12 protein-coding genes are annotated in these 14766 nt (G+C 67.9%); 9 read left to right on the top strand and 3 right to left on the bottom strand.

The genetic code is table 11. The features are described 5' to 3' along the window. The first annotated feature begins 302 nt into the window (after positions 1 to 302). From QMK24_RS23925 to QMK24_RS23890, 8 genes are all read left to right on the top strand, one after another. On the top strand, positions 303 to 704 hold the full coding sequence (locus QMK24_RS23925) for a VOC family protein (protein ID WP_283468736.1): 402 nt from the start codon (positions 303 to 305) through the stop codon (positions 702 to 704). Further along, positions 701 to 1207: a DinB family protein gene (locus QMK24_RS23920; RefSeq protein WP_283468735.1), complete on the top strand. Its 507-nt coding sequence runs from the start codon at positions 701 to 703 to the stop codon at positions 1205 to 1207. The genes QMK24_RS23925 and QMK24_RS23920 overlap by 4 nt, the downstream gene beginning before the upstream one ends. A gap of 1192 nt (positions 1208 to 2399) precedes the next feature. Further along, entirely contained in the window at positions 2400 to 2636 is a 237-nt protein-coding gene (locus tag QMK24_RS23915) for a hypothetical protein (RefSeq protein WP_283468733.1), read from the top strand. Positions 2637 to 3202: 566 nt separating this feature from the next. Beyond that, complete coding sequence (locus QMK24_RS23910) at positions 3203 to 3964, top strand: response regulator transcription factor (protein WP_283468731.1); 762 nt, start codon at positions 3203 to 3205, stop codon at positions 3962 to 3964. A gap of 1115 nt (positions 3965 to 5079) precedes the next feature. Continuing rightward, a complete protein-coding gene (locus QMK24_RS23905; protein WP_283468729.1) occupies positions 5080 to 6966 on the top strand; it encodes a putative Ig domain-containing protein in 1887 nt (628 codons plus the stop codon). A 90-nt stretch (positions 6967 to 7056) separates the two neighbouring features. Further along, on the top strand, positions 7057 to 7578 hold the full coding sequence (locus QMK24_RS23900; protein ID WP_283468728.1) for a hypothetical protein: 522 nt from the start codon (positions 7057 to 7059) through the stop codon (positions 7576 to 7578). 248 nt (positions 7579 to 7826) lie between these two features. Further along, positions 7827 to 9002 (top strand): sensor histidine kinase, encoded by a 1176-nt coding sequence (locus QMK24_RS23895; RefSeq protein ID WP_283468726.1) that lies wholly within the window; start codon positions 7827 to 7829, stop codon positions 9000 to 9002. Further along, entirely contained in the window at positions 8999 to 9655 is a 657-nt protein-coding gene (locus QMK24_RS23890; RefSeq protein ID WP_283468725.1) for a response regulator, read from the top strand. The genes QMK24_RS23895 and QMK24_RS23890 overlap by 4 nt, the downstream gene beginning before the upstream one ends. 65 nt (positions 9656 to 9720) lie before the next feature. Here the strand turns inward: QMK24_RS23890 and QMK24_RS23885 are convergent, their stop codons facing one another. Together QMK24_RS23885 and QMK24_RS23880 are read right to left on the bottom strand one after the other, a co-directional pair. Then, positions 9721 to 10896: an alpha/beta hydrolase family protein gene (locus QMK24_RS23885; RefSeq protein ID WP_283468724.1), complete on the bottom strand. Its 1176-nt coding sequence runs from the start codon at positions 10894 to 10896 to the stop codon at positions 9721 to 9723. 632 nt (positions 10897 to 11528) lie between these two features. Next, positions 11529 to 12560 (bottom strand): phosphatidylinositol-specific phospholipase C domain-containing protein, encoded by a 1032-nt coding sequence (locus QMK24_RS23880; protein WP_283468723.1) that lies wholly within the window; start codon positions 12558 to 12560, stop codon positions 11529 to 11531. 920 nt (positions 12561 to 13480) lie between these two features. On the opposite strand from QMK24_RS23880, the gene QMK24_RS23875 reads away from it, so the two are divergent. Then, complete coding sequence (locus QMK24_RS23875; protein ID WP_283468721.1) at positions 13481 to 14167, top strand: hypothetical protein; 687 nt, start codon at positions 13481 to 13483, stop codon at positions 14165 to 14167. On the opposite strand, the gene QMK24_RS23870 is transcribed toward QMK24_RS23875, so the two are convergent. Further along, positions 14142 to 14766, bottom strand: a 625-nt coding sequence (locus QMK24_RS23870; RefSeq protein WP_349361999.1) for a class F sortase, incomplete at its 5' end; no start/stop codon positions are given. The genes QMK24_RS23875 and QMK24_RS23870 overlap by 26 nt on opposite strands.

The following is a 14766-nucleotide window of genomic DNA, read 5'->3' as shown; positions in this document are numbered from 1 at the left end:
ACCAGGAAAATGAGATCAAACCCCACGTACGGGGCAAACGTCTCCGCTCAGCACGCGACGAAATGAGAATCCGACACCGCGAACGAGAAGCAGTGAGAATCCGACAGCTTCAATGCGACAGGACAGCCCGAGGGCGAACGCCTGGCACAGGCCGGCGATCTTGGTGACAACCATCCTGCTCAGCTGACATCTACCGTGCCCGCCTGTACAACCTCACTCTGACTGGGTAGGACCGGCTCCTCGCGGGACAATCCCAGACCACCCCCTGTACACGGCACCATCGATTCGAGGATCATCTAGCTGTGACCGACAAGATGAACGATCCCGCGTGGCCCGGGGGCATCAGCGCCATCACTCTCTTCGTTGAGGACCTGGATGCTACGAAGCGTTTCTACCGGGAAGTCTTCGGACTGCCCGTGACCTTCGAGGACGACAACTCGGCCGTATTCGTCTTTGGCAACACCCTCATCAACCTGCTGAAGACCACTGCGGCACATGAGCTGATCGCACCCGCACGCGTCGCCCACTCCGACACCGGATCCCGTCTGCAGTTCACCCTGGCCGTGGACGACGTGGATGCGATGTGCAAGGACTTGTCCGCTCGAGGCGTGACACTGCTGAACGGTCCGATGGACCGACCGTGGGGAATACGCACCGCCAGTTTTCGCGACCCCGGCGGTCACATCTGGGAGATCGCCCAGTGACCGCGGCACCGGATACGGAGATCCGGACGCTCCTTTCCTTCCTGAACGGACAGCGTCGCCATGTGCTCGGGATCCTCGACGGGCTTGAAGCCGATGCGCTGGACAAGCCCGTGTTGCCGTCAGGGTGGAGCTGTCTGGGACTTGTCCAGCACCTGGCACTCGATGTTGAGCGGTTCTGGTTCGGAGCCGTCTTCGCCGGCGACAAGAACGTCATCGACACTCTGGACGACGTTGAGGACGCCTGGCAGGTGGCGTCCGGAACCCCGGCCGCTGACATCCTCCATCAGTACCGCAGGGAGACAGAACTCGCCGACGCTGTCGTCACAGCCGCACCGGCGGACGCCCCATTGGCCTGGTGGCCACATCACCTCTTCGGCGAACCGCACCTGCACACCCTTCGAGACGTTCTGCTCCATGTCATCGCCGAGACCGCGTGCCATGCCGGCCACCTCGACGCAGCACGAGAGCTCATCGACGGACGACGATGGATGGTCCTGACCTGAGCGATTGCCCCCTGCCGGCAACCGCACGATCGCCTCGCAGCATCTCCCGCCCGACAGGGCCCGATGGCCGCCGATAAACTGCGGGGATGCCACGTTCCCCGCGTCAACGTCGCACTCTCACCCCGAAGTACCTCCGCGTGGGCGCGATTGCATGTTGGGTGATCGGCGCAGTATTCGGCATCTTCTCCTCGGCCCGACCACCGAGGACGGGAGCCAGAACCTTGAGTTCCACACCTCTGTGCACCGCGACGGGGGCGAGCCGGGCACGAAGGAGGACGTCTGCTCGGCCTGCGGCCGACCCGTGCGGAAGCGGCTCATCGGACACCTCGACGAGGCGCCGTGCCGGACGGCGTGTGCCCGCGAATACCGGCCGGACAGGACCTCGGGGGACGGGCTCGCCGTCGAGAAGCCCCCTGACCTCCGCTCGCGCAGGTACGCGGCCAGGCCCGGTGCCCAGGCTTCCGGAGTGATCCCGTTCCGTGCGGCCAGTCCCCGCTCCGGGATCGCCACCCCATCCCAGAATACCCGCACGGATCCAGCGTGTTCATGCCCCGACCCTGTTCGCCCACAGGGCGTGCCCTGGGTGCGGCACCGGAGGCGGGGCCGGAGAGTGATCTGGCGGATGGTGAAGTATCCGTAAAATATGATGAGTTGACAGGTCTATGACTGGACGACTATGAGAGTGAGCTGCTTTGGTATCCACCGGTACCGCACCGGTATCCGAAGGCTTCGCACCGGTATCCGGTGGTGGGGTGCTGGTACTCGTTCCGGTCTGTGAGCTGGAAGGACCCTGCTATGCGTGGTGGCGCGGGGATCATCTCCGTTCGAGCGCTGAGCCGGTGGGGCGCTGCGCGCAGGGGGGCTTGCTTCACTCGCGGGTGCCGCCCGGTGGCTTCCCGCGGGCCTCATGGCATCGAGCGGCTGCGTGCGGGGGCCGGCGGGGCCACGGCATCGGGTAACACGGCCACGGTGGGCCCGGTCGTCCTGACCGGTGACTTCGCGCGGACGCCGGGGGCGTCTGCGGGGTGCAGGGGCGTGACGGGTTGGTGGGACCCCAGGGACCCGCTCCTGGGAGCGGTGGTGCCTCGCGCATCACCGCACGAGCCGCCCACGGTGCAGCGCACGTCGCCAGCACCTGCGTGCGGTCGAACCTCCCCGCCCCGTACGGGGTCCCGCCACCCCGGGTCTGCCGGTGAAAGCCTTCGCCACCAGCGCCGGCGGCGCCGGGCACAGCGTGATCGCCGGGGCCGGCCGAACGGTGGGCTGCGCCCGCGTGCGCATCGGCTGGAACAGCGGCAGGGGCCACATCGGCGACGCCTGCCAGAGCCAGGACGCCTTCCCCACGCTCACCACCGGACCCTCGACGTTCTGGCACGGTGGTCCCACCGGTCCCACCACACCCACTCATGCCTCACATACGGCTGAGTGAGGGCCCCTGTCGGGCGCGGCGCCCACTGCTGATCGCCGCGGAGTGCCGGGGCGGTGGCAGCGCACCCGCCGGCGCGGAAACCGACATGCTGCACCACTGGAGGCGTCGCCGCGCAGAATACGGCCGCGCAGCGGGATACAGCGGCACGCAAAGGCAGCCCGGGAGTTGCGCACCGGGTACGAGCGCGGCCAACGAGCCGCCGCGCATGGTCTGCCCGGCGCGTGCGAGCACGAAGCGAGATCGGTGCCCGGCGCTGACCGGTACGGGCGCGGCTTGCCACACAGGCGGTGGCGAGCTCATCGGACCGGACCGGGTGCGGATTGCGGGCACCGTGCTGCGGCCCGGGGGACTCCAACGGGTCACGGTGGCCGCCGCTCCCGATCCACGCGCCCGGCGCTCCACCGCCCGCCCGTGGTGCCGTGCTGGGCCGCTGATGGGTGGCGAGCCGACCGGTTGCGTCACCGACCGCGCCGATCGCCGGCTGCGCCCCTCCGCAACAGCAGCCGCCCACGCACGCTGCCCGTCGTCCTTGTCCCGTGTGCCGACCCCACCTCCAGGAGCGCGCCATGGAGTACCTGTTCGATCCCGACCCGTCCCGGTGGCGGATCCTGGTCGTCGATGACGAGCCGGACCTGGTCGAGGTGTTGTGCGCAGCACTTCGGTATGAAGGCTGGCAGGCGTGTGCGGCGACCACAGGTCCTGCGGCTGTCGTGGCGGCAGCGGACTGGAGGCCGCACGCGGTCGTCTTGGACGTGATGCTGCCGGAGTTCGACGGAGTGGAAGTGCTCCGGCAAATTCACGCTGTCCAGCCCGAGGTGCGTGTGCTGTTCCTCAGTGCTCGAGGTGGACTTCAGGACCGGATCGATGCTTTGAGCGCGGGAGCTGATGACTACGTCACCAAGCCCTTCAGCCTCGTTGAGGTCACCGCGCGATTACGCAGCTTGCTGCGCCGAGCCACCACTCCGGCGAGCTCTCCGGCGCACACTGCGAGGGCCCTGGTTCTGGGAGATCTGGTTCTCGATGAGCAGTCCCATCAAGTCAGCCGGGACGGCCAGGTCGTCGAGTTGAGCCCCACCGAGTACGCCCTGCTGCGTCATCTGCTGCAGCACCCTCACCAGATCTTGAGCAAGGCACAGATCCTGCAGACAGTGTGGGCCTACGACTTCGGGGGACGTGCTCATGTGGTGGAGTTGTACATCAGTTACCTCCGCAAGAAGATCGACCGTGGCCGTCCCCCCATGATCCATACCGTGCGCGGCGCCGGTTACCTCATCAAAGCCGCCTCTCATCACCCGCGCCCGAGCTTCCTTGGGCCCGCACCACTCTGACAGCACGCCCGCCGGGAGCCAGTAACCACCGCAGAGAGGTCGGGCTCTCTTCGAGCACGGCTGTTCACGATGCAGCGTCGACCCGATCGTCCGAACCGCTCTGCGCCTGACAGTTCCCGTCGGGCATCGGTGTCATCGCCACCCAACCCCACGGGCCGACCCGAACGGGAACTGCCTTTGAACCCGGATCCCTTGCCGCAGATTATCCGGACGTCACCGTGTGACCGAACACGTGCCAGGGAAAGTGCGGACACGCGTACCCTTCCCAGCCGCGTCATCCCAGCCGTCAGCAGCGTATGGATCCCGCTACGGCCGGGCCAATCCTGACGGGCCTTCGGTCCTCCTGCCGGCCCCGCGCAGCTTGGAGATTCTTCTCAACTTCCCGCACCGACCGGCCAGCACCGTAAGACCCCGGCACGGTGATCCTTGCCGCCGACGGATCGCAGTCGTACACCCCACTGCGCGTCGCACTCCGGCGCTCGCCGTGAACTGCTTCCCCCCGCTGCGGGGAGTACCGGCTGCTGCTCAGCCCCGGTGCGGGTGTCACCCAGCTCCCTGGGCGCCGGAGAGTGGAACCTGTTGCCGCCCGGGGTGCGGATCGTGCCGGTGGGCCGATTCAGGGAACCGGGGACGCCGTCCCGTGGGAACCGGATCGCAATGGTGCGCCGCGATCCGCGGAAGGATAAACCCCCTGCGCTGTGATTTCTGCCGCCTCAACTTCTCAGGTTTCTATGAATGTTGGATAAGGGCGCCTCTTGCCGTGCAAGCCGTTGACCGAACTTGGCCTATTCTGCTTTGCTTCACGGCAGCGAGCACGCCAACTGATGCACCGTCAACACCGTGTGCAGGGCACGGTTGGATCTTTCCCGGCATCGGAGCGGGACGAAAGTTCTCGAATTGTCGCACTGTGCCCTCACCTTTCTACCTGCCAGTGTTTTCGCTGCGCAGACGCGGTGCGTTTGTTCGCCCTTTCGACCTGCCTGATGCGATACCTCCGGCGTCGAAGGGTCCTACGGGCCCTTGCACTACCGGTGTGTCTTGCTGTCCTGTTTCACGCAGCAGATCGCCCCCACGACTTCGTGGCGGGTGGTCCGCAGGAGAGAGGATCCCCACAGATGGGTACCCCCCACATCCGCGGTGCGGCGCGAGCTGCTCTGACCGCTTTCGCCTCGCTTTCTCTCATCAGCGGCGCCCTGATAGCTGTTGGCGCACCCCAAGCAGCGGCCGATCCGCCCGCACCCCAGCCGCAGAGCCACTCCGTCACCAACCCCTACAGTCCGGCCTACCAGCACCCGTACCGCCATGGTGCGGTGCCCACCATCCCGCAGAACGCGGCGATGAAGACCTGGGCCGCCACGCAGGCCTCGCCCCACGTCGCGACCGGACCCCAGACGCTGTCCTACGGGGGCGGCATCGACGGTATCGGCGTCACAAGCGGACACTCAAAGGTCTACCTGGTGTTCTACGGCACCCAATGGGGCACCCAGAGCACCGACGCCAACGGCAACGCCAAGTTCTCCGGTGACGCCAACAACGCCGCGCCGGCCGCCCAGCAGATGTTCAAGGGCATCGGCACCAACAACGAGCTGTGGTCCGCAGACCTGACGCAGTGGTGCGACGGCCCGAACGTGGCGACCGGAGCGACCAGCTGCCCGTCGAACGCCAACTTCATCCCCTACCAAAGCGGCGGCGTGCTGGCCGGCGTGTGGTACGACAACGCGGCCGCCTCCCCGGGCACAGCATCCGGCCACCAGCTGGGCCAGGAGGCCGTCAACGCCGCCGCGCACTTCGGTAACACCACCGCCGCAGCGAACCGGGATGCCTACTACGTCATCCTGTCCCCGCATGGCACCAACCCCGACAGCTACCAGAACCAGTACTGCGCGTGGCACGACTACAACGGCGACACCACCTTGACCGGTGGCGCGGTCAACTCGCCCTACGGCGACATCGCGTTCAGCAACCAGCCCTACAACATCGACTCCGGTGCCGGCTGCGGGGTGGGATTCGTCAACTCGCCCGGAACCCTCGACGGCTGGACGATGACACTGGGCCACGAGTGGCAGGAGACGATGTCGGACCAGAACCCGGCAGGCGGCTGGACCAACAAGACCGGCAGCTCCTACAACGGCCAGGAGAACTCCGACGAGTGCGCGTGGCTGAACCCCGGAACCACCGGCGGAGCGGCCAACATCAACCTGGGCACCGGAACCTTCGCCGAACAGGCCAGCTGGTCCAACGACACCAACTCCTGCGCCATATCCCACCCGATCGTCGGCGGCCCCACAGGTAACACCGTGACCGTCACCAACCCCGGCAGCCAAAGCAGCGTCGTCAACACCGCTGTCACCCTGCAGATGCGGGCGACCGACTCCGCCTCAGGCCAGACCCTGACCTACGCCGCCACCGGTCTGCCGGCCGGCTTGACCATCAGCTCCACCACCGGTCTGATCTCCGGCACCCCCACCACCACCGGCTCCTCCACCGTCACCGTGACCGCCCAGGACACCACCAGCGCTGTAGGCAGCACCTCCTTCAGCTGGACCGTCTCCACCTCTCAAGGCGGGGGCGCCATCACCAACGGCGGATTCGAAACAGGCAACCTGTCCAGCTGGACGACCAGCGGCAGCACCGCCGCCGGCACCGCGGCAGCCCACAGCGGCAGCTACGGGGCGATGGTCGGCTCGGCCAACCCGAGCGGCACCTCCTCGATCACCCAGAGCTTCACCGCACCGACCGGCAGCACCAAGGTCTCCTTCTGGTACAACCTGACCTGCCCGGACACCCTCACCTACGACTGGGCAACGGCGACCCTGAAGGACAACACCAGCAACACCACCCAAACCGTACTCGCCAAGACCTGCACCAACGGGGCCGGCTGGAAGAACGTCACCGGCACCCTGACCGCCGGCCACAGCTACACCCTCACCCTCACCAGCAAGGACGACAACTACGCAGGTGACGCGACCTACACCTACTACGACGACGTCGCTGTGTCCTGACACACCACCACCAACCGGCCGCGGGGGCGGACCGCTCCACCCACCCCCGCGGCCGTGCTGCACGAGCACCACAGCTGAGGAGGCCCTGGGATGTCCCACCCCGACCGCCGGCAGAGACCACGCCGGGTCGCTCTCCTGCTCACCGCCGCCCTGACCGCCGCGGTCAGCTGCTCCCCGGCCGCCAACAACCCCGCCCCCTCCCGTCCGCCCCCATCGACGGCTTCGCAACCGGTATCGCAGTGGGCACCCAGCACACCCACGGTGAGCGCGTCCACCCCGATCACCGCACCCTCCACGACCACCCTCGATGAGCATGCTGCGGGCACCACCATCCAGGTGAGCACTGGTACCACCGTCCTGGTACAACTGCACTCCCGGTACTGGTCCCTTCCCGCCAGCTCCAACCAGCAGGTAATGGCGGCCACCTCCGGCGCGAACACCCCAGCCGGGACGTGCCAGCCCGGCGTCGGGTGCGGTGTGTCGTCGGCCGACTTCACCGCCCGGCAGCCCGGCACCGCACAGATCACCGCACACCGCACCATCTGTGGCGAGGCGATGCGCTGCCCCCCAGGGCAGAGCACCTACCGCGTCACCATCAACGTGGCAGGCTGACCTCACGCCCACGCCCACGCCTACGCCCACGCGACGGGCAGGCGCAGCGCCTCACTCGCTGCTCCCCGCTCCGGCAATGGGGCCCAGGCCGAACGGACCGAGGTCAGCGGACCGAACGGCCGAGCTTCCGTCATCGACGACCAGGTACCCGCTACCGACCCAGCGATGTTGCGTTGGACAACGTCCGCCCGCAGGCGTACGCCCACAGGCGGACGCCCGGCAGCGCAGGGGATGGCTAGGATCGGCGAATGGATCAAGCGATACCGCGTCCCCCGTGGCTCGGACGGATGCCGTCGGGCGTATGGACGGCATTGACGTGGTGTGCTGCCGGGCTGTTCGCGCTGTTGCTGCTCAATACGACGGCGTATCGGATGGCACCTCATCACCATGCGGCGTTCCCGGGGGTCGTGCTCCGGGTGGCCGGGTCGGTGGTCCTGGCGCTGGCGATCGGATGGGCCCGCCGTCGTCCGCTGCCCGTGTTCGGGGTGATCCTGGCCGAATCGACGGCATCCGCGGTGCTCTGGGAGAAGACTTGGCCATTCTTCCTGGTGATGAACGCTCTGGTCTGTTACCTCGCGGCCACTCGTCCCCGCCGAACCGCTGTCGCGGCCGCCGTCGTCGAGTTGGTTGCCTGGGCCTGCCAGTGGTTGGCTGTGGACCACGGCCAGGAGAAGCTCAGTGACTTCGCGAGCATGCTGTCGGCCCTCGCAGCGTCCATCCTCATCGCCTGGCTGATCGGCAACTCAATCCGTCAGCAACGCGAGTACGGCTCGGCCTTGCGCGCCCAGGCGCTGACCGTCGAACGGCTGCGGATCGCCCGTGAACTGCACGACATGGTGGCCCACAGCATCGGCGTCATCGCCATCCAGGCCGGTGCGGCGAGCCTGGTCATCGACACCCAGCCGGCGAGCGCGCGCAAGGCGCTGGGCGCCATCGAGACCACCAGCCGTGAGACGCTGGCCGGGCTGCGGCGCATGCTCGTCTCGCTGCGCCACGCCGACGAGGATTCGGCGCAAGCCTCCCTCGGCCTGCGGCCGTCGGCAGCGGGCCTGGAGGCGGTCGACCAGTTGGCCGAGACGGCGGCGGATGCCGGAGTCCAGGTTGAGGTGTACTGGCGGGGGCAGCGGCGTCCGTTGCCCCCAGAGACCGACGTGGCCGCCTTCCGGATCATTCAGGAGTCGGTCACCAACGCGGTGCGTCACTCGGGCACCCACCACTGCCGGGTGTCCGTGGAGTACCGAACCGAGGAGCTGGCCATCGAGGTCTTGGACGCCGGGCGCGGCCCGGTACGTGCCGGTGCGGCGGCCGGTGCCGGCTACGGCATCTCCGGGATGCGTGAGCGGGTCGCCCTGCTGAACGGCCGGTTCAGCGCCGGATCCAGGCCCGAAGGCGGCTTCCGCGTAGCGGTGAGGCTGCCGGCATGACGATCCGTGTCGTTCTCGCCGATGACCAGGAGTTGGTGCGCACCGGACTGAGCATGGTCATCGCCGACCTCCCCGATCTCACGGTCGTGGGGGAGGCCGGGACGGGTGCCGAGGCGGTCCGGCTGGCACGCGATGTCCGACCTGATGTCGTGGTGATGGACATCCGTATGCCCGGCATGGACGGTATCGAAGCCACCCGGGCGATCACGGCGGGTTGCGCGACGCCGCGGGTGCTCATGCTCACGACGTTCGATGACGACGACAGTATCTACGCCTCGCTGCGCGCGGGTGCGAGTGGGTTCCTGGTCAAGGACATGGCGGTGGCGGACATCATCGCGGCGATCCGCGTGGTGGCCGCCGGTGACGCCCTGATCGCGCCGAGCGTCACCCGCCGCCTCATCGAGGAGTTCGCCGGCCGCCCCGAACCCTCCCCATCGGCGCGACAGATCGACGCCGTCACCGAGCGGGAGCGGGAGGTACTGACCCTGGTCGGACGCGGCATGTCCAACAGCGAGATCGCCGCGCACCTGTTCATCGGCCCTGCCACCGTCAAGACCCATGTGGCCCGCCTGCTGACCAAGCTCGACGCCCGCGACCGCATCCAACTGGTCATCACCGCCTACGAAGCAGGCTTGGTCTCACCGACCCGTTGAGTCCTCGTCCGGCTCCCCGCACCGCCGAGCGGCCTCGCGGACCCTCCGCGAGGCCGACGACTGGGTCAGGGCTGCTGGAAGACCACCTCAGGATTGGCCGGTGACGGTCCATCGAGCAAGGGCTGGGCGATGCCCTTCAGCTGCAGGTCGAAGAAGGCCCCGAGGTAGGCGCGGGTGATCTCCAGCCCACGCACTGGGGGGATCGCCCCGCTGGGGACCGGCCTGTCCGCCTGTGCGGAAAGGACGTTCAGGTCGGTGAAGGTGCCATGGTCGGAACCGGTGATGGTCAGCCAGCGCTTCCAGCCGTTCAGGTTCGCCCAGCCGCGCCTCCAGCTGGCGTCCATGCCCGGGGCCTCGTGCTCGGCGCCGAACAGCAGGAAGGGGCGGCCGTGGAGACCGGCGGCCGGGTTCGCCTCCTGGAAGCTGCCGTCCATGTCCACCCCGGCCCGCACCCGGTCGTCGGCGGCCATCGCCATGGCGGTGGCGTCACCGCTGATCGAGTGCCCGGCCGCCCCGCTCCGCTCCGGGTCGATCGTGTGGGCGTACCGCCATGCCGGATGGCGCTGGGTCAACTGGTCGATCACAAAGAAGAGGTCCTTGGCCCGGCTACGAGCAATGGCCTCGAACCCGCCCGTGGGAGGCCGTTCACAGATGGCGCAGGTGAGCGTCTGCCCGTTGGGGAAGGTGATCCCGGGAGCCTCGTAGGTGTGGTCGGCCAGCGCGACGACATACCCGCGACTGGCCAGATCCTCGGCGAGGCTGGTCAGCATGCCACGCGGAAACGTGAAGCCGGGCGAGAGCACCACCAGCGGGAACCTGCCGCGTGCCGGGCGCGCGTCGGCGTGCGCCCAGGTGCGGGTGCCGCTGAGCTCCTCGGGCGGAATGTTGGACCCCGGCGCCCGGTCCTGCAGCAGCAGCCGGGCCTCCTCGGTGGTCATGTAGGCGGCGGGTCCGCCGGTTCCGGGCCGGGCAGGGTAGTACATCGACACCATCAGCTGCCGAGGGCCCGCCGACGGCACCCACGGGTCCTGCCGCTGCTGGTCGACGAGGTGCAGCGTGCTGCGGCCAACAGCGTGAGGGCCCGTCGGGCGGGGCAATTCCGCTGGGACGAACGCATGCGAGGTCGCGGTCGCATCGGGGGCCGGTCCGGGTGCGGCGAATGCCGTGTCTGCTGCTGCGATCGGCAGCGGCAGGACGAGTGCGAGTACGGCGGCTATGGCAGTGCCACGGATTCTGGTCATGACACCGACGCTAGATCGCGATTGCGCCACCTGACGTCCGCTCAGGGACGGACAGGACATCACCCCGGGGGCGGACAGGGGCCTCGCTCGCGCTCTGCGCGAACAGAGCGCGAGCCGCTGGTCCGTGAACCTCGCCGCGAGCACCCAGGCCTGGCTCGGATGACACCCGGCGAGAGCTGAGGTCCGCCTCACACAGCCGGTGCGCAAAAGCGCTCACGGCGGAAGCCGGGCATCGGCCATCATGATCTGCCATGGACCTTTCCGCCATAGCCTCCGTCCTGGCGCTTGCTGGTATCCCCGCGAGCGTGCTGATCGCTCGATGGCAGATACGCGCTGCCTTGAGCCAGGCAGAGGCATCTCATCGGGCTGCTTTGGATCCCCACCGTGTTGCGGGGGCAGAGCGAGACTCCCGCGGAGTGACGATGCGGCAGGACACGACGAAGGCCCCGCTGGCGGGGCCTTCAAGCGCTCTAGGGCTGATGACGAATCTGTTGCTGCGCCGACCTGGGTAGCGGAATCGGGACTCAGTCCGTCGGTAACGACTCCCCGCACGCCGGGACGGGCTGCGCCGGATCCTGAGCGGTTGCCGGCTGCTACAAGGTGCTCTGAAGGAAGCCGGCACGGAACAGCGCTCAGCCGCGCGGGAGGACTTGCGGCAGTACGGTGGTGAGCCCGACCCAGTCCGAGGTGACGACCGAGGCGTGTGCCGTGGCGAGGTCCGCTACGCGCTGGTTCGCCTGCTCCACAGTGGGATTACGGGAATCGATGGCCGGCGCGACGTTCTGCGCGTCGGTCATCACCACGAAATAGTGGTTGGCGTCGTACCACGGACCGGTCTGGGTGACCCAGGTGTTGGCGTCCCCGTCGAAGACGACGAACCACGACCGCAGGTCGACGTCCGAGTACTTGCTGCGCGGGTCGCCGCCCGCGGCGCCGTGAACGGTCGGGAAGATCTGTGCGTCTCCGAGTCGTCCGGCGTTCTTCAAGGAGCGGGCGTACCGCGCGTACTCGACATCGGTCTTGAGCGTGTCCGTCGGGTTGCCCTCCTCCACGGTGCCCGGGATGATCTCGATCATCACCTTGCCGTTCAGGGAATCGCGGGACGGCCAGTTGTTCGCCCGGGACGCCGCGTCCAGCGTCGCGTAACCGCCGAGCAGGTCGGCGGGCTTGAACACCAGGCTGCCGAGGTGTGCCCGGATGGTTGCGTCGAGCTCGTCCGGGCCGAGACCCAGGTTGTCCGAGAAGCCGGTCTTCATTTCGATCTTGATCGTTTCCGGGCCGTGGCCGGGGTGCGCAGCCAGCCAGATCCGGATGTCGTCGAGGCAGTACTCGAGGTTCTTGTTCTGGCCGCCGGAGTACAGACCGGCTGCCGAGGTCGCCGCGACGCAGTTGTTGGAGTTGCTCGTCAGACTGTCGTGGCTGACCTTCCACTCATGGGTGAAGACGTCCGGCCAGACATCGAGTTCGATCAGGGAGGATCCCGCGTCGAGCGCCTGTGCGAGGTAGGGGTAAGCGGCGCGGTCGTAGGTGTTGTGCACGCCGACCGTCGTCGTGCCGGAAATCTTCACCGGGTCCGCGCCGGCCGCCGTCGCGCCCGTAAGTGAAACCGCCAGTGAAGCCGCCAGCAGCGCGGTGATCACGGGCGCTTTCGAGAGGATCTTCATCGTCTTCCCTTCGGAGATCGCGAGTGGTGCTTGGACAGTGGGTCAACAGGGTTAATACTGCAACCGCATGTGGTGTGACTGTTGGCGGTGTGGCTCGTTGGTCCGTGAGCGCAGCGTGATCGTCCTGAGCGCGGTCGCCGAGCTGACGACCGGCGGGGTGGGGCGGGTGGCGGTGAGCGCGATCTGGCCCTTGAGCATCTTCCCGCCGTCGCCGGTCAGGCGCAGGTGGTAGTCCCCGTCCGTCGGGGGAGATCGCGTGCAGGGCGTAGGGGTCGGAGACCGAGACGACCTGCGGCACGGCCTTCAGGTTTGCCAGGGCGGCCTGGACACCGGTCCGGTAGGGCTCGGCGGTGATCTTCCCGCCTGGTGGTGCCGCGAAGACGACCTGGGTCTGCCCGCCGCTGAGCGCCGGTACCTTCTTGGTCAGCAGGTCCGAGACCTGCTGGGACTCGGTGCCGGGGATGGTGAAGTTGTCGTTGGTCTTCCCGCCGCTGAGCGTGCCGAGCAGGATCGCGCCGACGGCGGCGACGAGCCACAGTGCCAGCACCAGACGTCTGCGCCGGAACGCGAGCCGGGACAGCCGGAACAGGTACGTCGACATCGGGGATCCTCCAGTGGCGCGGCGATCGGCCCAGGTAGCGGACCGGTATGGGGGGTGTCTGGGATCCGTGCTTCACGGACGACCGGGCGAGACCAGCGGATCGGTGAGCGCCCCTCTGTGTAGACCTCCGCGCTGTTTTCTCGCCGGGATGACCCCGCTGCGGTGGAATTTCTGCTCGCGGTCCAGCGGCTGGATTGTGAGCATTCGGACGACGCTTCGTCACCGGGGCCAACTGGTATGACAATTGCTGAGAGCACCTGCTCTGAACGGTTGTCACGATCCCCTGAGACGTGTCGCGGCAGGTCAGTATTCTGTCGGGGTGACAGAGTCGAAGCAGGCGTCGCGTCAGTGGCTCAGTCGACGATGGACAGATACGATCCGGACGGGCATAGGCGTTCTGGTTGGCTTGGTAGCGCTTTCTCTCCTCGCCTATGGGTGGCTCTTCTTGAGCGGGGGGCGGCGGGATCTTTGTGCGGTCGTCTCGGTCGTGGTGTTCGGGGTGGCGTTGGCGGTCGTGGGTCTTCCTGAACCGGTGCGATGGCTCGAGGCGGTCCTGGAAACGCAGGAGCCGCCCTTGGAAAGGCGTGTGGTCAATTTGAACGCCGCTCTCAACGCGTCCTCTGCGCACCTCACTAACGCAGCGAAACTTATCTCGGAAATGCAGCAGGAGATCGCTGCGCGACAGCAGGCGCTGGAAGAGCTGAACCACAAGGTTGCGGCGAACGAGCAGCTCGCGACCGTCAGCGCAGATGCGACAGCCGCGCTGGATGCGATGATCGAGTCCAAAATGGCGCGCCAGGAGCGGCGGATGTCGCGAGTTGCCTGGGGGCACGGCGCCGTCTTTGCTCGCGATGGATGTGAATCACACACGGCTCATTCGTACAGGCGCAGCGCGCCGCGAAAACATCACGCCGGTTCTGCATATCGCACCGAGCGTCCGGTATATCCCGCATTCCCATCCGTCGGCGTGGGCCTTGCGGTCAGGGGATGGCGCGGATGCCGGTGAGGTGGGCGAAGACGACGGTGTTGGCGTCGTAGCCGGTGCCGTGGTGGTATCCGCCGCCGCAGGTGAGCAGACGAAGTTCGGGGCGGCCGGTGGGCCCGTAGACCTGGGTGTCGGGGAACCTGGCTTTGTCAAAGGTGTGCACGGCATCGACGGTGTAGACGGCCTGGTGCTGGTCGTTCCGGGTGACTGTGATGAGGTCGCCGGCGCTGAGTGCGCCGAGTTGGTAGAAGGCGGCGGGTCCGTGGGAGGTGTCGCGGTGTCCGACGGCGACGGCCGTTCCCGCGGACCCGGGGGTGGGGCCCTCCTGCCACCAGCCGGCCAGGTGGCGGTCGTCCTTGAGCGGTGTGCCGAGGTGTCCCTGCGCGTCCAGATGCAGGGCGGTGACCGGCACATCGACGGCCAAGGCGGGGATGGCGATCCGGGTCACTGTCGCGGGCGGCAGCGGTGCTGGTGCTCCTGCCGGTCCTGGAGCGGATGCGGGCTGGGGAGCACGGTCGGCCTGCCGGGTGGCCGCGCGCTGCACGGGCCCCTCGCTCATGCCCGTATGCACGCTCCAGGCGGCCGCGAGCAGGGTCAGCGCCGTGGGGGGCCCCCCCCCC

Source organism: Streptomyces sp. PH10-H1 (genome assembly GCF_030063355.1).
Lineage (GTDB): Bacteria > Actinomycetota > Actinomycetes > Streptomycetales > Streptomycetaceae > Actinacidiphila.
This window is presented reverse-complemented; position numbering and strand designations above follow the sequence as displayed.

What these genes read in the sequence shown, in the direction of transcription:
- QMK24_RS23910 (WP_283468731.1), top strand. Translation starts at nt 3,203, where the DNA reads ATGGAGTACCTGTTCGATCCCGACCCGTCCCGGTGGCGGATCCTGGTC.
- QMK24_RS23905 (WP_283468729.1), top strand. Translation starts at nt 5,080, where the DNA reads ATGGGTACCCCCCACATCCGCGGTGCGGCGCGAGCTGCTCTGACCGCT.
- QMK24_RS23900 (WP_283468728.1), top strand. Translation starts at nt 7,057, where the DNA reads ATGTCCCACCCCGACCGCCGGCAGAGACCACGCCGGGTCGCTCTCCTG.
- QMK24_RS23895 (WP_283468726.1), top strand. Translation starts at nt 7,827, where the DNA reads ATGGATCAAGCGATACCGCGTCCCCCGTGGCTCGGACGGATGCCGTCG.
- QMK24_RS23890 (WP_283468725.1), top strand. Translation starts at nt 8,999, where the DNA reads ATGACGATCCGTGTCGTTCTCGCCGATGACCAGGAGTTGGTGCGCACC.
- QMK24_RS23885 (WP_283468724.1), bottom strand. Translation starts at nt 10,896, where the DNA reads ATGACCAGAATCCGTGGCACTGCCATAGCCGCCGTACTCGCACTCGTC.
- QMK24_RS23880 (WP_283468723.1), bottom strand. Translation starts at nt 12,560, where the DNA reads ATGAAGATCCTCTCGAAAGCGCCCGTGATCACCGCGCTGCTGGCGGCT.